Here is a 19,413-nt window from a genome sequence, read left to right on the forward strand (position 1 = left end):
GTCTCAGCAGGTCATCGAGCTGCCCGATCATTCCCACTACCGGGCAAAAATCACTCTTCGTGAGGGATCATCCGGGTTCGGGAGTGGGATTGATCCTTCTGGCGGAAGGGCTCCCGCGACAAGGGATACATAAATGGGGACATGTCCCTGTAGACAGCGGGCTGCCCGGTTCACCGCCGGAGCACTGCTCGCTCTGCAGCTATCTTTCATCGCATCGGTTCCGCACGACAGCGCGACCGCGGAAAGCGGGAACGCGTCGGCCGGGGCCGCGATCGTGAGCCGGTCCGTCATGGCCGGCCCGGCGAAGGCACGCCGGTCCACGATCATCGGAGTGTACGACATCGCCACCCTGGAAATCGCCCGGCGCTACGCCCGCGAGCTGTGTCACCCGGGTCACCGGGCGGCTCCCGGAGACCTGAGGATCACGGTCCCCCTCTGGACGGGGAACGTCACCTCCGAGGACACGCCGCCGAGATCCTCCGGGACCACCGCGCGAACGCGGACCACCGCCCCGGCGGACGAACAACCGCCCGAGGCCACCGGGAGAGCCCGAACCGCCGCCGCGGCGGGCGCGCCCCGCGAGCAGACGGCCCCCCGGACACCCGAGACCACCGCGCGAACGCGAACCGCCGCCCTGGCGAACGCGAACCGCGAGCAAGCAGCCCCCCGGACATCCGAGACCGCCTCCCAGACCTCCGGGGAGGGGCGGGCGTTCCAGGCCCAGGGAAACGTGCAGGCCCCGCCCCCGACCGCCGCCTCGGCGGAGCAGGCCGTCGCGGCCCCCGCGGAGGCCGCCGAGGCCAACCCTCCCCAGGCGCAGCAGGCCCGGCATCCCGTACGACTCCAGCAGACGGACGCCAAGCGGCTCCTGCGGGCGGCGGGCCTGCGCTGGACCTCCTCGGGCAAGTGCGCGAACCGCCAGGGGAGCAACTGCACCTCGCTGGAGGCCGTACGGTCCGCGACCGTCTCCAGCGCCATCGAGCTGAAGCGCCGCAGCGGCTGTCCCATCGTCGTCACCGGCGGCACCGAGGTGGGCCACGCCCCCGGGCCCTACAGCCACTACGAGGGCTACAAGCTGGACGTGAAGCCCAACGCGTGCGTCAACCGCTACATCACGAAGAACTACCCGGCGCAGGGGGTACGGGGAGACGGAGCCCGCCTGTACGGCCACTCGACGACGTCGGGCCCCCTCTTCGCCCGCGAGGCGGACCACTGGGACATCCTCTTCCGCTGACCCGGCGGACCACTGGGACATCCTCTTCCGCTGACCCGGCGGACCACACGACCACGCGGGACCACCGACCTTCGAAGGGCCCGCCCTCGACGGCCTCGCCGTCGCACAGGGTCCACCGCGAGGGCCGTACGGCCCGGGAAGGGCTACGCGAACTCGGCCGCGACCAGCTCGGCGATCTCCGCCGCGTTCAGGGCGGCGCCCTTGCGGAGGTTGTCGCCGCAGACGAACAGGTCGAGGGTGTTGGGGAAGTCGAGCGCCTGGCGGACCCGGCCCACGTAGGTGGGGTCGGTCCCGACGACGTCCGCCGGGGTCGGGAAGACGCCGTTGGCCGGGTCGTCCATGACGACCACGGTCGGGGCGGCCTCGAGGATCCGGTGGGCGTCGGCGACGGTGATCTCACGCTCGAAGGTCGCGTGCACGGCCAGCGAGTGGGTGGTGATCACCGGGACGCGGACGCAGGTCGCCGAGACCTTCAGGTCGCCGATCCCGAGGATCTTCCGCGACTCGTTGCGGAGCTTGAGCTCCTCGGAGGCCCAGCCGCCGTCCTTGAGCGAACCCGCCCACGGCACGACGTTGAACGCCACCGGCGCCGGGAACGGCGACTCCTCGTCCCCGAGCTTGTTCTGCAGGGCCTTGCGCACGTCACCAGCGGTCTGCCCGACCGTGCGGTCACCCGCCAGCGCCTCGACCTCGTCGTAGAGGCGGGCCGAGCCCGCCACGCCCGCGCCGGAGACCGCCTGGTAGGAGGCGACGACCAGCTCGCGCAGGCCGTACTCCTCGTGCAGGGCGCCCATCGCGGCCATCATCGACAGGGTCGTGCAGTTGGGGGTGGAGATGATCCCCAGCGGCCTGGTGCGCGCGGCCTGCGGGTTGACCTCCGGCACGACCAGCGGGACCTCGGGGTTCATCCGGAAGGTGCCCGACTTGTCGATGACGACGGCCCCGCGCTCGGCGGCGATCGGCACCCAGGTCGCGGAGACCTCGTCCGGCACGTCGAAGATCGCGATGTCGACCCCGTCGAAGACCTCGGGGGTCAGCTCCTGGACGACGAGGTCCTCGCCGCGGACCCGCAGGACCTTGCCGGCCGAGCGGGCGGACGCGACGAGCTTGATGTCGCCGTAGACGTCCTCGCGGTTGGAGATGATGTCGCGCATCACGGTGCCGACGGCACCGGTCGCGCCGATCAGGGCAAGGGTGGGCTTGCGGCTCATCGCCCGCTACCTCCGTAGATCACAGCTTCAACCTGGTCCGCGTCGAGGTCGAACGCGCGGTGCGCGGCGCTGACCGCCGTGTCCACCTCGTCCTGCCCGACGATCACCGAGATGCGGATCTCCGAGGTGGAGATCATCTCGATGTTCACCCCCGCGTCGGCGAGGGAGGCGAAGAACGTCGCGGTGACGCCCGGGTGCGAGCGCATGCCCGCCCCGATCAGCGAGACCTTGCCGATCTGGTCGTCGAAGAGCAGCGACTCGAAGCCGATGCGCTCCTGGATCTTCTTCAGCGCGGTGAGCGCGGCCGAGCCGTCGCTCGTGGGCAGCGTGAAGGAGATGTCCGTCCGGCCGGTCGTCGCCGCCGACACGTTCTGCACGATCATGTCGATGTTGATCTCGGCGTCGGCGAGCGTTTTGAAGATCGTCGCAGCCTCACCGACCTTGTCGGGCACCCCGACAACGGTGATCTTGGCCTCGCTCCGGTCGTGCGCGACGCCGGAGATGATCGGCTGCTCCATCTCTGTTCCTTCGCTGTCGGGGTCGGAGACGACCCACGTGCCTTCCTTGGTGCTGAACGAGCTTCTGACGTGGATCGGCAGGCTGAAGCGGCGAGCGTACTCGACGCAGCGCAGGTGCAGGATCTTCGCACCGCACGCCGCCATCTCCATCATCTCGTCGTACGAGATCTGGGGGATCTTACGGGCGGCCGGGACGATGCGGGGGTCGGCGGTGAAGACGCCGTCCACGTCGGTGTAGATCTCGCACACGTCGGCGCTCAGGGCGGCGGCGAGCGCGACCGCGGTGGTGTCGGAGCCGCCCCTGCCGAGCGTGGTGATGTCCTTGGTGTCCTGCGAGACGCCCTGGAACCCGGCCACGATCGCGATCTGGCCGCTGTCGAGCGCCCCGCGGATCCGGCCGGGCGTCACGTCGATGATGCGCGCGCGGCCGTGCGAGGAGTCGGTGATCACGCCGGCCTGGGACCCGGTGAACGAGCGCGCCTCCTGACCCAGGTTGGCGATCGCCATCGCCAGCAGCGCCATCGAGATGCGCTCACCCGAGGTGAGCAGCATGTCGAGCTCGCGGCCCGGCGGGAGCGGCGAGACCTGCTGGGCGAGGTCGAGCAGCTCGTCCGTCGTGTCGCCCATGGCCGAGACGATCACCACGACGTCGTTGCCGGCTTTTTTCGTCGCGACGATCCGCTGCGCGACCCGCTTGATGCAGGACGCGTCGGCGACGGACGAACCACCATACTTCTGAACAACGAGCGCCACGAGATGTCTCCGAAGCAATCTAGGGCTGTGGAGCTCACAGTCTACTGGCGCCCTCGCTGAGGCCCTCTGATCAAACCAGTATGTGGACGATCACACCGTTGTGCGCTCCTCCGCGACGTCGAGCCGCGTGTGGGCGACGAGCGCCTGAAGTGCCCGCATCGCCGCGCCCGCGTGGTTTCCCCAGGTGTTGAAATAGGAGTACTGCCACCACCAGAGCGCCTCCAGGGGGCGCCCCGCCCTGTGGTGCCGCAGGCCGTGCAGGAGGTCGGCGGCCACCGCCGTCAGGTCGTCCGACAGGCGGTACGGGGTGACCACGGTGTCCTTGTAGGGGTCGAAGACCTCGGCGTAGTCGTCGACCGGCCCCAGCCTCTCGGCGAGGGCGGTGCGGACGACGTCGACGTCCGGGTCCTCGCCCAGGTGCGGCTCCCAGTTGCCCGACAGGATCACGTCCTGGCTCGCGCCGAGCTGCGCGCCGGCCGAGCTGACCTGCGCGACCTCCACCAGCAGCAGCGGCAGGATGGCGTCGCCGCCCTCACCGCCCGCCAGGCGGGTCAGGCCGTCGATGTAGTTCTTGGCGTGCTCCGCGATCCGTTCCGCGAGAGCGCTCCACGCATCGTCAGACATCAAGGAGCCTTCTTCCTTCGAACGCGCGGCCCAAGGTGACCTCGTCGGCGTACTCGAGGTCACCGCCTACGGGCAGACCGCTGGCCAGTCGTGTCACTTTCAGTCCCATCGGCTTGACCAGACGGGCGAGATAGGTCGCCGTCGCCTCCCCCTCCAGGTTGGGGTCGGTGGCGAGGATCAGCTCGGTGACCTGGCCGTCCGCCAGGCGGGTCATGAGCTCTCGGATGTTCAGGTCGTCGGGGCCGACGCCGTCGATCGGGCTGATCGCCCCGCCGAGCACGTGGTAGCGGCCCCGGAACTCGCGGGTCTTCTCGATGGCCACGACGTCCTTGGACTCCTCGACGACGCAGATCACGTGGAGATCGCGCCTGGTGTCGCGGCAGATCCGGCACTCCTCCTCCGCTGCGACGTTGCCGCAGACCCGGCAGAAGCGGACCTTCTCCTTGACCTCCAGCAGAGCGTGCGCGAGCCGCTTCACATCGGCCGGCTCCGCGGCCAGCAGGTGGAACGCGATGCGCTGCGCGCTCTTGGGACCGACGCCGGGAAGCATCCCGAGCTCGTCGATCAGGTTCTGGACGACCCCTTCGTACATGACCTAGAACCCGGGAAGCTGGCCGAGCCCGCCCCCGCCGCCCAGCCCCTGCGCGAGGGGACCGAGCTTCTCCTGCTGCAGGTCGGCGGCGGCGCGCACGGCGTCGCGAATGGCGGCGATGACCAGGTCGGCGATGGTGTCGGCCGTCTCCTGGGGATCGCCGGGGTCCACGGCCTCGGCACTGATCTTGAGTTCGAGCAGCTCGCCCCCGCCGTTGACCGTGGCCACGACGAGGCCGCCGCCCGCGGAGCCCTCGACTTCCGCGTCGTTCAGCTCCTGCTGGGCGCTCACAAGCTGCTGCTGCATGAGCTGGGCCTGCTCCAGCAGCTGCTGCAGGTTGACATCCCCTGGGTTCACCGTCGGTGTGCTCCTCGTCCGTGACATCGGTCGTCACGAGCCTACGGGGTTCGGGCCGGGTGTTGTACTGCAGCGAGCACGCGTTCCCCCAGTATGAGGATTAAACCCCCGTCGGGCCCCGGGCCCCCCTCCAGACGTCCGAGACCCGACGCGACACGCGCCGGAGCGGCCGCACACGACAGCGTGTGATCGGAAGGTAGCCCTCCGGAGGTTGCACACACGTTGCGATCGTTCACTCACCCTTCGCACACCCTCTTTGGCCGAACGGGTTGCGGGCGGGGGTCCGGACCACCGATGCTTCGGCCATCGGCTCTATTCCGGGGGGATATGTGCGCGACAGCCACCGGGGAGCTGTCCAGGCGGCCGGGCCCGACTCCTACTCGTCACGGCTGCGACGCCTGCACGAGGCGCTGATCATGGGCGAGCGGCCCGCGGGCGAGGGCCCCAGGAGCGTGATCTCCGCGTCGTGGCGGCGGTCGCTGGACGCCGGGGTCGACCCGGACGCCAGATCGGCCCCCCTCGCCTTCGAGGGCGAGGACATCCGCGAGGTCCGCTCGGCGCACCCGATGAGCAGGCTCCTGCCGATCATCACCGGAACCCTCCTGGAGGCCGTCGACGCGGACGACCAGATCCTGCTCGTCACCGACGCCCGCGGCAGGGTGCTCTGGCGCGACGGCAACCACCGGACGATGGAGAGCGCCGACGAGGTGGGGCTGGCCGACGGCTTCGACTGGAGCGAGGGCGCGTTCGGCACCAACGGCCCGGGCACCGCGCTCGCCACCCGGCGGCCTCTGCACGTCTTCTCCGCCGAACACCTGGTCAGGGCGCTCCACCTCTGGTCGTGCTCGGCCGCGCCGATCGTCGACCCCGACAGCGGCGACCTGCTGGGCTGTGTCGACATCAGCGGCACGACGCGCTCCATGCACCCGGCGAGCGTCGCCCTCGTCGAGGCCGCGGCGCGGCTGGCGGAGAGCCACCTCACGCTTCGCATGCTCGAACGCGACGAGCGGCTCAGGCGTCGCCACGAGCGGCACCTGAGCGCGCTGCGCGGCGAGCCGGGCGCCCTGGTCACCGCGACCGGCCGGATCATCGCCGGTGACGACGCGCGGCAGTGGGCCCCGCGCGTACGCCTGCCGGAGGCGGGCAACCGGGTGGTCCTGCCCGACGGGCGCAGCGCCTTCCTGGAGGCCCTCGACGGCGACGGCTTCCTGCTCCGCCTCGCGGGCCCGGCCAGGGGCCCCGTGCTCACCCTGACCTTCCTCGGCGCCGAGCACCCCTCGGCGAGCCTCGACGGGAGCCGCCTGTCGCTCTCCCTGCGCCACGCCGAGATCCTCGCGATACTCGCCCTCAACCCCCGGGGCATGACCGCCGCCCAGCTCTCCTTCCACCTGTACGGCGACGCGGGCAACCCGGTGACCATCCGCGCCGAGATCCACCGCCTCCGCGCCCAGCTCGGTCCCACGATCGCCGCCAAGCCGTACCGCCTGGCCTGCGTGGTGGAGGCCGACTTCCTGGAGCTCAAGCGGCTGCTCGCGGCCGACGAGGCCGCCCCGGTCGCCCGCGTCTACCGCGGCCCCCTGCTGCCCCGCTCCGAGGCGCCCGCCCTGCGCCTCGAACGCGAGGAGCTGGAGGGGCAGGTGCGGGCCCGGCTGCTGCGGCGGGGAGGTCCCGAGGACCTGTGGGCCTACGCGGAGACCGAGCACGGCAGGAACGACATCCAGATCCTCGAACGCCTCGTCACGGCGCTGCCGCGCCACGACCACCGCGCGGTGGCCGCCCGGATCCGCCTCAGCGGCGTCGACCTGCCCTGAGCCCGCCGCGACCGGCGGACCCGCGAACCTGCGGGCGCGGGCTCACCGTGACCGGCGGACCCGCGAACCTGCCGGGCGCGGGCTCACCGGGTGTCGCCCTGTGCGGCCGGCACCTCGCCGGGTGAGACCTGTCAGGTGGTGTCCCGCCGGGTGAGATCTCCCGGGTGGTGCCTCTCGGGACGAGGCCTCCCCGGTACGCCCGTCAGGTGTGGTCGATCTCGCCGATGACCTGGCCGCCCAGCTCCCGCTGGAGGAGGGCCATGCCGGTGAGCGCGTCGACGTCGGCGTCCGCGTCGTTGAGCGGGTCGACCTCGTCGGCGTCGGGGGCGGTGCCGCGGCCGCCTCGGGCCGGGACCGCGTCAGGCCAGGCCGCCGCCTTGGCGCCGGTCTTGACCGCGGCCTTGGGCCCGGCCTGGGCCGCCGCCCTGGCCGCCGAACGGGCCGCGGCCAGGCCGGGGCCCGGCATGGAGCCCGGCATGGAACCCGGCATGGAATTCTGCGGGGGAGGCGAGCCGGGGTCCTCCGGCAGGGGGGCGTCCGGCCAGGACTCGTCCGTCGCGGGCGGCGCCTGCCTGGGCGCGGCCTCCCGCGAATCCGCGGGCGCGGGCGGTGACCCCGGAGCGGGCGCCTGAGGCGGGGACTGCGGGGCCTGTGCCTGCGACGCCTGGCTCTGAGGGGCCTGGCTCTGGGGGGCCTGGCTCTGGGGAGCTTGGTTCTGAGGGGCCGGGTGCTGGGGGGCCGGAGGCTGCCTCGGAGCCGGCGGGCGGCCACCGCCCGAGGGAGCCGGCCCGCCGCCGACGACGGCCTCGACCTTCCAGGTGCCGCCCAGGACCTCCTGCAGCACCGCCGCGACGACCGCGTCCTTGCCGCCGCCGGTGAAGTTCCTCATCGCGCCGACCTGGGCGAACCCGAGGGTGACGACCTTGCCCTCCACCCCGACGACCTGGGCGTTGGTGTTGACGTTGGCCCACACGACGATGCTGCGCCGCTTGAGCGCCGCGAGCACCTGGGGCCACGCCTGCTGCACGGTCCCGGCTCCGGAACCCGACGCCGTCGCCGGGTCCGCCGGCGCGGGCGCCTGCTGGGCCGGGGCCGGTGCCTGATCTCCCTGTTCCCGCTGTTCCCGCTGTTCCTGCTGCCCCTGGGCCGGCGCGCCGGGCCTGACCGCCACCGGCCAGTCGTCGCCCTGACCACCGGACCGCTCGGCGGGGGCGGCGGGCGTGGCGGCGGGCGCCTGCGGCGGGGGCGCCGCGTGGGCCACCGGGGCGGGGGCGGGGGCCTGGTGTGCGGGGGCTGTGGGTGCCTGTTGCGGGAGGGCGGCGGGGGCGGGAGCCGCGACGACTCCCCCCTGCTCCAGCCGCTCCAGGCGGGCGAGCAACGCGGCCTCTCCCTGGGCGGCGCCGGGAAGGAGGATCCTGGCGCACATCAGCTCGAGCAACAGCCGGGGCGAGGCCGCCCCGCGCATCTCGGTCAGCCCCGCGTTGAGGATCTCCGCCGCGCGGGTCAGCTCGGCCGGGCCCATCGAGGCCGCCTGGACCTGGAGCCGCTCCAGCTCGTCGCCGGGCCGGTCGAGCAGCCCGCTGGTGGCGGCCTCCGGCACGTTGGCCAGGATCACCAGGTCGCGGAAGCGCTCCAGCAGGTCCATCGCGAACCGCCGGGGGTCGTGGCCGCCCTCGATCACCCGGTTCACGACCTGGAACACCAGCGCGCCGTCACGACCGGCGAAGGCCGCGACCACGTCGTCGAGCAGGTCTCCGTCGGTGTAGCCGAGGAGGGAGACCGCGCGGGCGTACGTGATGCCCGCCTCGTCGGAACCGGCGAACAGCTGGTCGAGGATCGACAGCGAGTCGCGGGCCGAACCCGCGCCCGCCCGGACCACCAGCGGGAGCGCGGCGGGCTCGAACGGGACCTTCTCCGAGGTGAGGATCTCCTCCATCAGCGCGCGCAGCGCGGCCGGGGGGATCAGCCGGAACGGGTAGTGGTGGGTCCGGGACTTGATCGTCCCGATGACCTTCTCCGGCTCGGTGGTCGCGAAGACGAACTTCAGGTGCGGGGGAGGCTCCTCGACGAGCTTGAGCAGCGCGTTGAAACCCTCGCGGGTCACCATGTGCGCCTCGTCGATGATGTAGATCTTGAAGCGCGACGACACCGGCGCGAAGAAGGCCCGCTCGCGCAGGTCGCGGGCGTCGTCCACGCCACCGTGCGAGGCGGCGTCGATCTCGATGACGTCGAGGTGTCCGGGGCCGGTGGGCGCCAGCGCCACGCAGGACTCGCACTCCCCGCACGGGTCGGGGGTCGGGCCCTTCTCGCAGTTGAGGGAGCGGGCCAGGATGCGCGCGCTGGAGGTCTTGCCGCATCCCCTGGGCCCGCTGAACAGGTAGGCGTGGTTGATGCGCCCGCTGCGCAGCGCCTGGCGCAGCGGATCGGTGACGTGCTCCTGACCCTTGACCTCGGCGAAGGTCCCGGGCCGGTACTTGCGGTACAGCGCAAGACTCATGCGGCGATCCCACCTGCGAGGGGTCTCAACGAAGAGACCCCTCGCACACCCGCCAGAGCCCGCTTATCCTTGCTGCCTTCCGGCCCTGGGGAGGTTCACAGGATGACGCCGCGCGAGGGGTCGGCCCTCAGTCTAGCCTCAGATCCGAGTGGTCGGTATCCGAAAAGATCAGAGTGGTCGGTGTCGGAAATTAGTGGTCCGCGCCGCTCCGAAAGTTGGGTAAGCTTCTCCACGGAGGATTCGCCTAGTTGGCCTAGGGCGCACGCTTGGAAAGCGTGTTGGGGGCAACCCCTCAGGAGTTCGAATCTCCTATCCTCCGCCACCTGAGAGGGGCCGGACCGCACACGCGGTCCGGCCCCTCTGGCGTTGTGGCTCTCACCCCTGTCCTGGAGAACCGCCGGAAGAGCCGTCGGCAAGGACGCCAGGAGAGCCGTCGAGGTCACGCAGCCTGGCGCGGACCCGCTCGGCGTCGGAGTGGCCGAGGTCGTCGAAGATCTCCAGCGCCTGTTCCAGGACCGCGCGGGCCTCCTGGCGCCGGCCGTCCGCGAGGTGGGTCGCGCTGAGCCGGGTGAGCGTGTCGGCCTCGCCGTAACGGACGCCCAGCCGCCGGTACAACTCCAGGGCGCGCCGATAGTCGGCGGTGGCCTGCTCGTAGTCGCCGAGGTGGTGGTGGGCGTACCCCAGGCTGTCCCAGGTGTCGGCCTGGCCGTAGTGGTCCTCCAGTTCCTCCAGGAGGACGAGGGCCTGCCTGCAGTGGCCGAGGGCCTGCTCGTGGTGACCGAGCAGGGCGTGGTACCAGCCGACCGCGTTGAGCGCCGCGGCCTGCCCGGCCCGCCTGCCCGACTTCTGGAACAGGATGAGGGCCCGCCGGGCGTGGACGAGCGCGCCGCCGTACCTGGCCTGCTGTTCGAAGACCCAGCCGAGCTGGCGGTGGGTGTGCGCCTGGTCGTCGCCGTCCCCCGCGTCGGCGAACAGTGCCAGCGCCCGTTCGAGGTGGAGCCTCGCCTCGTCGTGGCGGCCCAGGTCGGCCTCGGCGCGGGCGAGTCCCCGGTGCGCGTGGGCCGTCCCGATGGGGTCGCCGAGCCGCCGGGCGGTCTTGAGCGCGATGCGCTGCGAGGTCACCAGGTCGTGCCAGTGGCCGTGCCGGTCCATGAAGTGCTCCATGGTCCAGGCCAGCCGCCAGGCGTAGCCGCGGAACTCGGTTTCCGCGACCGAGCCGAGGACGGCCAGCAGCGTGGCGTGCTCGGCGGTGAACCAGGCTCCCGCCTGCTCGCGGTCGGCGAGCTCCTCGGGGAAGACCCCCGGCGCCGGGGGCGTCAGGGGGATCGGGTTGCGGTGCGGGGAGAACAGCAGGGCCGCGCGGTGGGCGGTGTGCAGGTAGTGGTCCAGCAGGCGGCGGACCGCCGCCTGGCGCTGGCTCTCGGTCTCCTGGTCACGGCTGCGCTCGGCGGCGTAGGAGCGGAGCAGGTCGTGGCAGCCGTAGCGGCCGGAGGCGTGCTCGACGAGGAGGTGGACACGGGTCAGCTCGTCGAGCAGCAGGCGCGCCTGGTGGACGGGGACCGCCCCGAGCGCGGCGGCGGCGGGAACGCTGAAGCCGGGTCCCGGATGCAGGGCGACGAGGCGGAACAGCCGGGCGGCGGGCGAGGGGAGCGCCCGGTACGACCAGGAGAAGACCGCGCCGACGTCGGGTCCGTCACCGCAGTTGAAGGCGTCGAGGCTGCCGTGGACCCCCCGCAGTTCGGCGGCGATGACGGCGAGCGGGAAGGCCGGCCGGCTCGCCGCCCGCGCGGCGGCGACCGACAGCGCGAGCGGCAGCCTGGCGCACAGGTCGATGATCTCCTGTACGGCGACGGGGTCGAGCTCCACCCGCTCCGCGCCGAGCCGCAGCGCGAGGAACTCCCGCGCCTCGGCGTCGGAGAGCAGCCCGAGGGTGAGCGAGCGGGCGCCTTCCGCGGCCACCAGGCCGGAGAGGTGGTGGCGGCCGGTGACGATGACCAGGCAGCCGGGCGCGCCGGGGAGCAGGGGCCGTACCTGCTCGGTGCCGCAGGCGTTGTCCAGCAGGACCAGCATCCTGCGGTCGGCCAGCAGGCTGCGGTACAGCGCGGTCTGGTCGTCCAGGCGGGCGGGGACGTCCCGCGACGGTACGCCCAGCGCGGTCAGGAATCCGCGGATCGCCTCGGTCGGGTCCAGGATCTTCCCTCCGGCGTCGAAGCCCCGCAGGTTGACGTACAGCTGGCCGTCGGGGAACAGGTGGGCGACCCGGCGGGCCCAGTGCACCGCGAGGGTGGTCTTGCCGATCCCGGCCATCCCCTCGATCGCGATGATCGTCACGGCCTCCGCGAGCCGCGGCTCCTCCGGGAGCAGGTCGGACACCTGGGCGAGCTCCTCCCGCCGGCCGGCGAAGGCGGGCAGGTCGGCGGGGAGCTGGGCCGGGCGCGGCGGACCCGTGGCGACCGGGGCGATCGGGGTGGCCAGGGTGGCCAGGGTGTCCGTGTCCGGGGTGGCCGGGGGCGCCTCGGGCGCCTCGGGCGCCGTCTGATCGAGTACCCGCTCGTGGGCGGAGCTCAGCTCGGGGCCGGGGCTGATGCCCAGTTTCCCGGCCAGCCGCGCGTACGCCGCCCGGTAGGTGGCCAGCGCCTCGGCCCGGTGGCCGGTGGCCGCCAGGGCGAGCACCAGCCGGGCGTGGAGCGGCTCGTCGAACGGGTTGAGCGCCGCGGCCTGCTGGAGCATCGGCACCAGCGGGGTCACCGGGCCGCCGCGCAGCACCGTGTCGGCCGCCTCCTTCAGCACGGCGAGGTACTCCTGGTCCAGCGCCACGAAAACAGGATGGGCCCGTACGTCGGCGGTGATCCCCTCGGCGGCCGGTCTTCGCCACAGCTCCAGGGCCTCGAAGAACAGCTGTCCGGCCCGCGGCCCGTCAGGGCCGGCCTCCCTGGCGCGGTCGACGAGGTGGCGGAACCGCAGGAGGTCGAGCGTGCCGGCGTCGACGTCCAGCCGGTAGCCTCCGCCGCTGCGTGTCAGCCACCGCCCCACCGCCCTGCGCGGCAGGTCCGGTTCGAGCAGCCGCCGCAACGCGCCGATGTGCCGCTGGACCACGTTGACCGCGCTGTCCGGCGGGTCCTCGCCCCACAGGATGTCGACGATCTCGGCCAGGCCGACGGGACATCCGGCGTGGGCGAGCAGCACGGCCAGCAGGGCCCGCTGCCGGGGCGGCCCCAGGTCCAGCTCCTCGTCCCCCCGCCGGCCGTGCACGGGCCCCAGGATCGTGAACCACACGGGTTCACGCATGGGTTCTGTGACGTCATCCCGGCCCCCCGGCATCGGTTTCCCCCTGTCAGCGCCCGCTCACAGAGAGATCCGGAGCGCGGCCGTTCCTCCAACCATGTCCATTATGCGCTATTTGTCCATATTTTTTAGGGAAGCGAGATACTACCGCGACATCGCCTTGGCGCCGTGGGGGGTCACCGCGAACCACGTGCCGCCGACAGCCTGGCCGTTCGCGTCACCGGGCTTCTCGTCACCGGAAAAGCGGTAGACGGGCCACCCGCCGACGGTCAGCTGCACCCCTCCGTCACTCCTGCGGATCGCCCCGACGTGCGAGGGATCGACCCCGGCCACGTAGACGCGGCCGCCCTCCTGGACGGTCACCGGGGGCCAGGTGACGGCGCAGTCACCCTCGCAGTTCGACCGGGAGGGGTCCGCCGTGTCCTTGTCGAACCTGTAGAGCGTCGACTGATTGACGTCGACCAGGTGGGCGCCCAGCGCGGGGGAGGTGACGGCTGAGAGCTCCACCCAGACCGGCGGCCGCTCCTGGACCGCCGCCCCCCTCACCGTCCCGCCGTCGCCGGTCAGGCCGTTGTCCGCGGCCGAACCGTTGACCAGCTGCGGCGCCGCGCCACTGGACGGCGGCGCGGTGTCGGCCGCCGGGGCGGAGGGGGTCGAGGGGGCCTGAGCCTGTGGGGTGGCGGGCGCCGAGGCCGACGGCGACCCGGCGGCCGGCGCGGCGTCCCCGATCGTGATGACCTTGCCGCAGCCGGAGGCGCCTGCCAGGCCGCAGAGAAGGGCGGTCACGACCAGCGCGCGGGTGTACGGACCGCGCGCCTTGCTGCTGTTGCTTTCGAGTGTCACCTGCGGAACACGCGGCGAGCGGCCCGTTCGGTTCAAGGAGATATGACCTTTTATGAACCCGATCGCATTATTTTTCGTGTTCCGCATGGAGACCACACCCACGACCACACCCACGACCGCGCTCAGACCGCGTTCACGACCGCACGAGGGGAGCCACGATGGCCGACATCAAAGTTCCGGGATCGGAGCTGGAGGAGGTGTCGAGATCACTCGGGTTCGTCCTCGACCACATCGACACCGACAGGTCCGGGATCGACATCGACCGGGCGGTGGGATACCCGCTGGTCGACCAGGGTGAGCACTTCGAGAGCCGCTGGAACGACGGCCGCAAGCAGCTGCACCGGCAGTGCGAGGCCATCAAGAAGGCCGTCGACCAGATCCTGGAGACGTTCAAGGACACCGACGACAAGGCCGTGGCCCACCTGGAGGGTGGCTGATGACGACCGTCGACCGCTTCGTGCTGGACGTCCCCGGCTCCTGGACCGACCTCGACCTGTCCGGGAGCGTGCTCGCCGAGACCCGCGCCGCCGCCCTGGCCCTCGCCGGCAGCCCTCGCGAGCAGATCGCGGTCAACGACCTGTTCCGGCAGGCCCGCGAGATCAGCAGGGCCGCCCGCCGGCGCGGCGCCCTGTTCGCCGCCGGTACGGCCGTCATGTTCGACGACGGCCTCTTCCTCGGCTACGCGATGGTCTTCGCCGTCACCGTGCCGCCGGGCCGCGAGCTGACGCTCCCGGTGCTCGCGGCCCAGCTCGCGCCGCCCGCCGCGAACGGGCCGGGAAGCCGTAACGGCGGCGGGGAGCCCGCGGACCGTACCGTCTCCTCGGTGACGCTCCCGGACATCGGGCAGGTGGCCAGGATCACCGGCACCGAGGAGGCGCCGCTCACCGCCGACATCTCGATCCGGATGCTGACCATGCACACCGTGGTTCCCATCCCCGGGTCGGCGCGCGACTATCTGATCGTCACCTGCGCGAGCCCCAACCTCCCCCTCGCCGGAGAGGTCTACGAGCTGTTCGACGCGATCAGCGGCACCTTCCGGTTCCTGCCCGCCGAGGCGCCCGCGAGCGCCTGACTCTCGGCTCGCACGAGTACGCGAGCCCGAGACCGGGCGGGCAGACGCAGGCGGACAGGGACACGGGGGGCGGGGTCGGTTCCCGCCCCCGTCCGGCACGTTCAGCCGCTGACCGCCGTGTTCGGCACCTGTACGGTGATCAGGGTCCCGTCGCCCAGGTGCAGCAGGCCCCGGCCGGGCTGGGGGGCCCGCCCGACCAGGCCACGAGAGATCTTGAGGCCGATCACCTCGCCGTCGCTCAGGCTCTGCGGGGACAGGAGCATCCCGGAGCGGTTGCGCTTGACCTGCCCGACCCAGCCGGCGAGGCCGTAGGAGAGCGCCTCGGCGTTGCCCGCCAGGACCAGCCCCCACCCGTTGCCGGCGCCGCCACGGGCCAGGAGCGCGAGGTCGGCGTCGATCTCCGACTGCATGAACAGCTCCGCGTCGTCCACCATGATCACCGCGTTCTCCTGCGGCACGTCGCCGAGCACCGCGCGGAAGGCGGCGGCGGACACCTCGGAGTCGGTGAGGACGGCCGCCACCCCCGGCGTCCCCTCCAGCTCGCGCAGCGGCGACCGCCTCGGCGCGAGCACGATCAGCCCCGTCCCCTGTTCCAGCAGGGAGCGGGCCATCGTGACGAGCGCCGTGCTGCGACCCGTACGGGGCGGCCCCGCGACGACGAACGTCGGCACGTCCGCCAGGTCCGGTCCCAGCCCGGCCAGGGTGTCGCCCCCGACCCCGGCCAGCGGGCGCATCGGGCCGGGGTTCGCCCGCAGCGCGGACGCGGCCGGGTAGGACACCTGGTCGGGGAGCACGTCCAGGCGCATCGGCCGGCGCTCTCGCGGGACGTCGGCCTCGCGGATCGCCAGCTCCTCGCCCAGCGCGATGAGGACGGACGCCTGCGCGGTGCCGGAGAGGTCGGGACCGAGGACCGCGATCTGCACCTCGCTGGTGTCCTGCGTCCTGATGCCCCGCCCGGGAGGCGGGTCCGACGGCGCCGACCGCTGCGTGAGACCGACCGCCGAGTAGTCGGTACGGTCGTTGAGCCGCAGCACGATCTTGTCCTCGGTGGTGCCCGCGAAACGGGCCGAACCCAGCACGCGGTCACCGGCCAGCACCAGGTGGATGCCCACCCCCGCGCCGTCCCGCAGCAGGCGCATGAGCCGCTCCAGGTAGCTGCCGTTGTCGAAGGAGACGAACTCCCGCTCGAAGACCTCGAAACGGTCGACCATGACGACGATGTGCGGCGGCCGCTCGCCGGCCGGCGCCATCTTGCGGAACTCTGCCAGGTCGGCGGTGCCGCGCGCGCCGAGCAGCGACTGGCGGGCGCTCAGCTCGGCGGTGAGGCGGTCCAGCAGCCGGTCCAGCCGCTCCGTCTGGTTGCGGTCGACGATCGCGCCGCAGTGCGGGAGCGCGGCCAGCGCGTTGAGGGACCCGTTGCCGCAGTCGATGCCGTACAGGTGGACGTCCTCCACGCCGTGGGCCCGGCCGAGGGCGGCGGCCAGGGTCCGCAGGGTCTGGGACCGCCCGCTGCGCGGCGAGCCGATGACGTGCAGGTGGCCGGACCGGTCGAGGTCGAGGACGAGCGGGCTGCGCGCCTGGTCGGCGGGCAGGTCGACCAGGCCGTACTCCACGGCGGGCAGTGCCGGGTCCCGTTCCCCCTGCGGCTTGGGCCCGGCGGGCTCGGTCCAGCGCAGCACCTCCGGCAGCGCCGGCAGCCACGGGCTGGGCTGCCTGGGCACGCCGGCCACCAGGGCGGCCTCCGCGACGACCCCGGCCAGGACCGCGAGGTCGGTGACGGCCTCCTCGGCTCTCGCGGCACCGGCGCCCCCGGCACCGCGCGGCACCGGCCCGCCCAGCTCGCGCCAGCTGATCTCGTGGACCCGCACCGGCGCCTCCACCTGCGCGGCGACCAGCCCGGACGGCCGACGGCCGCCCACCCGGCCCGCCTGGAAGGGCAGCAGCGCCGCCGGACCCAGCCTCGCGTACGCCCGCCCCGGGGTGCCGGGGGAGATGTCGCCGGAGTCGGGCGCGTCGATGATGTCGCGGCTCTCGCCCGCGTCGGTGGTGCGCAGCGCGATCCGCAGGTTGGTGTTGGCGCGGATGTCCGCCGTCACCGCGCCGCTGGGCCGCTGCGTCGCCAGGACCAGGTGGATGCCGAGCGACCGGCCCCGCTGGGCGATGTTGACCAGGCCGGAGATGAAGTCGGGCAGCTCGCGGGCCATGGACGCGAACTCGTCGATCACCAGCAGCAGCCGGGGCAGCGGGCCCAGCACGTCGCCGCCCCGCGCCCGCTTGTCCAGGTAGTCCTCGATGTCCTTCGCGCCCGCCGCCGCCAGCAACTGCTCGCGGCGGCGCAGCTCGGCTCCCAGGGAGACCAGGGCACGCTCCACCAGGTGGGTGTCCAGGTCGGTGACCAGGCCGACGGTGTGCGGCAGGTCGGCGCACTCGGCGAAGGCGCTGCCGCCCTTGTAGTCGACCAGGACGAACGTCATCTCGTCGGGCCGGTTCACCACGGCGAGCGTGGCGACCAGCGTCTGCAGCAGTTCCGACTTGCCCGAGCCGGTCGTCCCGGCCACCAGCGCGTGCGGCCCGTCCCGGACCAGGTCCACCGAGAAGTCGCCGTCGTAGCCGGTCCCCAGGATCGCCCGGGTGCTGCGGCCGCCCAGCGCCCAGCCCGCGACGACGGCGCCGGCGGTCGGCGGCTCGATTCCCAGCAGGTCCAGCAGCCGTACCGAACCGGGGAGCGCGCTCTCGTCGCCGTCCCCGACACCCCGCAGCGGCGCGAGCGCCCGGGACAGGTGCTCGTACCAGCCGGGGTCGGGAGAGTCGACGCGCACGTTCTCCGGCGGCGCTCCCGGACCGGTGCGCACCAGGACGCCCTCGGGTCCGATGGCCACCACCGCGGCGCACTCCTCGGGCAGCAGCCGCTCCTCGCGGTCCAGGCAGATCGTGTAGACGCCCACCGAGGGTCCGTCACGCAGCAGCGCGACGACCCCCGGCAGCGACCGCGCCCGGCGGGCCTGGTCGAGCACCACCAGGATGTCCGGCGAGCCCGCGGCACCGCCCCGGGGCACCCCTGGCCCCGCCGCCATCCGGGCGGCGACCAGCTGGCCCAGCTCGCCGATCCGGCGGGCCATCGAGTCGGCGGTGCTGCCGACCAGCGCGTAGGCGTCCTCGCCCTGCGGCCGGCAGTGCGGCAGCCAGCGCACCCACGACCAGCCCTCCTCGCCGTCGGGACCGGCGAGCACCAGGATCCGCAGGTCGGCGGGACTGTGCAGGGCCGCGGCCTGGGCCGCCATCCATCCGGCCAGGTTGGCGGCGTCCCGGCCCGCGACGCCGGTCACCCCGGCGCCGCGCAGCGGGATCGGCACGGGGACCTGGGTAAGCGACGGCACCGTGGTACGGCGGTGCTCGTCCAGCGCGGGATCCTCCACGGTCAGCGAGGAGGGCAGATCGGCGGTGCCCACCCGCACCTCGAGGAAGTCCGGGTCCTGCCACCGGCGTTCCCACAGCCGTTCCGAGGGCTGGGAGGCCATCTGGAGCAGGGACGCCGGGTCGGGGTGGGACAGCCGGAGCACGTGCTGCTCCCGCAGCACGGCGGCGTCCACGTCGGCGCGTACCCGCGTCATGGTCTCGTCGTACTCGCGGAGCTTCTGTTCGTAGCTGATCTGCGTCTGCTTGCGGCTGCCGAACTGGGTCGCCAGCGCGCCGATCGGCGACAGCAGCGCGAGGAAGATGAACGCCCAGTTGCCGGTGACCAGGATGGAGACCAGGGCGCCGCCCGCCGGGACCAGCAGGATCGGCAGCAGCGGGATGGGCCTCTTCTCCGGCTTGATCGGCGCGCTCGGCAGCCGGAAGCGGGCGGCGGCGGCGGTGGCGCGGAAACGCGGCGGCCGGTTGAACTCCAGGCCCAGCCCGTCCGCCGCCGGGGTGAGGGGGACTCGTGCGGTCGTCGGCAGAGCCAGCTCCAGCAGGGTGTCACCGGCGGCGAGCTGGCTTCCCTCCGGCCAGTCGTCCCAGTCCTCGGCGCCGGCCGGCTCCCTGCCGTCCAGCAGGACGTGCTCGGCCGCCGTCACCCGCACGGTCCGGTCGACCCGGACACGCACCCCGGCGGCGATCGCCGGGGCTCCGGGGGGCAGCGGGATCCGGCAGGTGGCCGCGCTGCCGATCTCGTACTCGCCGGGCGGCAGCCGGAAGGACGTTCCCGCCCCCGGGCCGCTGACCACCCTCAGCTCCACCAGGCCCTCGGGCTCCGGCTCCCGGGGTACCGGGGCGCCGAGCCCGAGGTCCAGGCCGTCTCGTACGCCGGCGGCGTACAGGGTGGCCTCGGGGTCGGCCGGGTCGGAGCCGATGTAGAGGACCGGCCCGGTTCCCGAAGAGCCCCCATCGCCCTCGGGATGTCCGAGATCGACGGCCCGCGCCAGTTCCACGGCCAGCCGCCCCACTCGCGCGGAGGGTTCGGTGTCCACGACGACGGCCGTGGAGTCCCCGTTCTCCCTCGGGTCCCGGACGCTGATGTTCAAACGCACGGCAATCGATTCCTCGTATGTGAGTGGTGTGGCGCGCCGCGACGGCGGCGCGCGGACGGCCGTGTCCCGGCCCGGGACACGGAGCCGGTCCCCGTTACGACAGGC

Annotated in this window: 13 protein-coding genes, 1 tRNA gene and 1 other RNA gene; 5 read left to right on the top strand and 10 right to left on the bottom strand. The window is 72.9% G+C overall.

Annotation, left to right across the window (positions count from 1 at the left end):
* The first annotated feature begins 331 nt into the window (after positions 1–331).
* The gene (locus AC5L38_RS33015) at positions 332–1,234 is read left to right on the top strand and encodes a hypothetical protein (protein WP_495246732.1); all 903 of its coding nucleotides are present in this window, start codon (positions 332–334) and stop codon (positions 1,232–1,234) included.
* A gap of 143 nt (positions 1,235–1,377) precedes the next feature.
* On the opposite strand, the gene AC5L38_RS33020 is transcribed toward AC5L38_RS33015, so the two are convergent.
* From AC5L38_RS33020 to AC5L38_RS33040, 5 genes are all read right to left on the bottom strand, one after another.
* Positions 1,378–2,445, bottom strand: coding sequence for an aspartate-semialdehyde dehydrogenase (locus AC5L38_RS33020; protein WP_495246733.1), 1,068 nt, complete (start codon positions 2,443–2,445; stop codon positions 1,378–1,380).
* Complete coding sequence (locus AC5L38_RS33025) at positions 2,442–3,716, bottom strand: aspartate kinase (RefSeq protein WP_495246734.1); 1,275 nt, start codon at positions 3,714–3,716, stop codon at positions 2,442–2,444. The genes AC5L38_RS33020 and AC5L38_RS33025 overlap by 4 nt, the downstream gene beginning before the upstream one ends.
* A gap of 90 nt (positions 3,717–3,806) precedes the next feature.
* Positions 3,807–4,340, bottom strand: a complete 534-nt coding sequence (locus tag AC5L38_RS33030) for a DUF5063 domain-containing protein (protein WP_495246735.1) — start codon at positions 4,338–4,340, stop codon at positions 3,807–3,809.
* Positions 4,333–4,932, bottom strand: a complete 600-nt coding sequence (gene recR / locus AC5L38_RS33035; protein ID WP_362688050.1) for a recombination mediator RecR — start codon at positions 4,930–4,932, stop codon at positions 4,333–4,335. The genes AC5L38_RS33030 and recR overlap by 8 nt, the downstream gene beginning before the upstream one ends.
* A gap of 3 nt (positions 4,933–4,935) precedes the next feature.
* Positions 4,936–5,289, bottom strand: coding sequence for a YbaB/EbfC family nucleoid-associated protein (locus AC5L38_RS33040; RefSeq protein WP_350968708.1), 354 nt, complete (start codon positions 5,287–5,289; stop codon positions 4,936–4,938).
* Between the two features lie 329 nt (positions 5,290–5,618).
* Here AC5L38_RS33040 and AC5L38_RS33045 point away from each other — a divergent pair, with 329 nt between their 5' ends.
* Complete coding sequence (locus tag AC5L38_RS33045; protein WP_495246736.1) at positions 5,619–7,100, top strand: helix-turn-helix domain-containing protein; 1,482 nt, start codon at positions 5,619–5,621, stop codon at positions 7,098–7,100.
* 202 nt (positions 7,101–7,302) lie between these two features.
* Here AC5L38_RS33045 and AC5L38_RS33050 read toward each other — a convergent pair whose 3' ends face one another.
* Positions 7,303–9,597 (bottom strand): DNA polymerase III subunit gamma and tau, encoded by a 2,295-nt coding sequence (locus tag AC5L38_RS33050; RefSeq protein ID WP_495246737.1) that lies wholly within the window; start codon positions 9,595–9,597, stop codon positions 7,303–7,305.
* A gap of 29 nt (positions 9,598–9,626) precedes the next feature.
* Positions 9,627–9,722: signal recognition particle sRNA small type (gene ffs / locus AC5L38_RS33055), an RNA gene on the bottom strand.
* A 108-nt stretch (positions 9,723–9,830) separates the two neighbouring features.
* Here ffs and AC5L38_RS33060 point away from each other — a divergent pair.
* Positions 9,831–9,919, top strand: a tRNA-Ser gene (locus AC5L38_RS33060).
* A 53-nt stretch (positions 9,920–9,972) separates the two neighbouring features.
* Here AC5L38_RS33060 and AC5L38_RS33065 read toward each other — a convergent pair.
* Positions 9,973–12,885 (bottom strand): AfsR/SARP family transcriptional regulator, encoded by a 2,913-nt coding sequence (locus tag AC5L38_RS33065; RefSeq protein ID WP_495246738.1) that lies wholly within the window; start codon positions 12,883–12,885, stop codon positions 9,973–9,975.
* A 141-nt stretch (positions 12,886–13,026) separates the two neighbouring features.
* The gene (locus AC5L38_RS33070) at positions 13,027–13,725 is read right to left on the bottom strand and encodes a hypothetical protein (protein ID WP_495246739.1); all 699 of its coding nucleotides are present in this window, start codon (positions 13,723–13,725) and stop codon (positions 13,027–13,029) included.
* 158 nt (positions 13,726–13,883) lie between these two features.
* On the opposite strand from AC5L38_RS33070, the gene AC5L38_RS33075 reads away from it, so the two are divergent.
* On the top strand, positions 13,884–14,162 hold the full coding sequence (locus tag AC5L38_RS33075; protein ID WP_389908676.1) for a hypothetical protein: 279 nt from the start codon (positions 13,884–13,886) through the stop codon (positions 14,160–14,162).
* Positions 14,162–14,797, top strand: a complete 636-nt coding sequence (locus tag AC5L38_RS33080) for a hypothetical protein (RefSeq protein WP_495246740.1) — start codon at positions 14,162–14,164, stop codon at positions 14,795–14,797. The genes AC5L38_RS33075 and AC5L38_RS33080 overlap by 1 nt, the downstream gene beginning before the upstream one ends.
* Positions 14,798–14,898: 101 nt before the next feature.
* On the opposite strand, the gene AC5L38_RS33085 is transcribed toward AC5L38_RS33080, so the two are convergent.
* On the bottom strand, positions 14,899–19,308 hold the full coding sequence (locus AC5L38_RS33085) for an FtsK/SpoIIIE domain-containing protein (RefSeq protein ID WP_495246741.1): 4,410 nt from the start codon (positions 19,306–19,308) through the stop codon (positions 14,899–14,901).
* Positions 19,309–19,413: the final 105 nt, after the last annotated feature.

This window comes from Streptosporangium nanhuense (assembly GCF_059358815.1).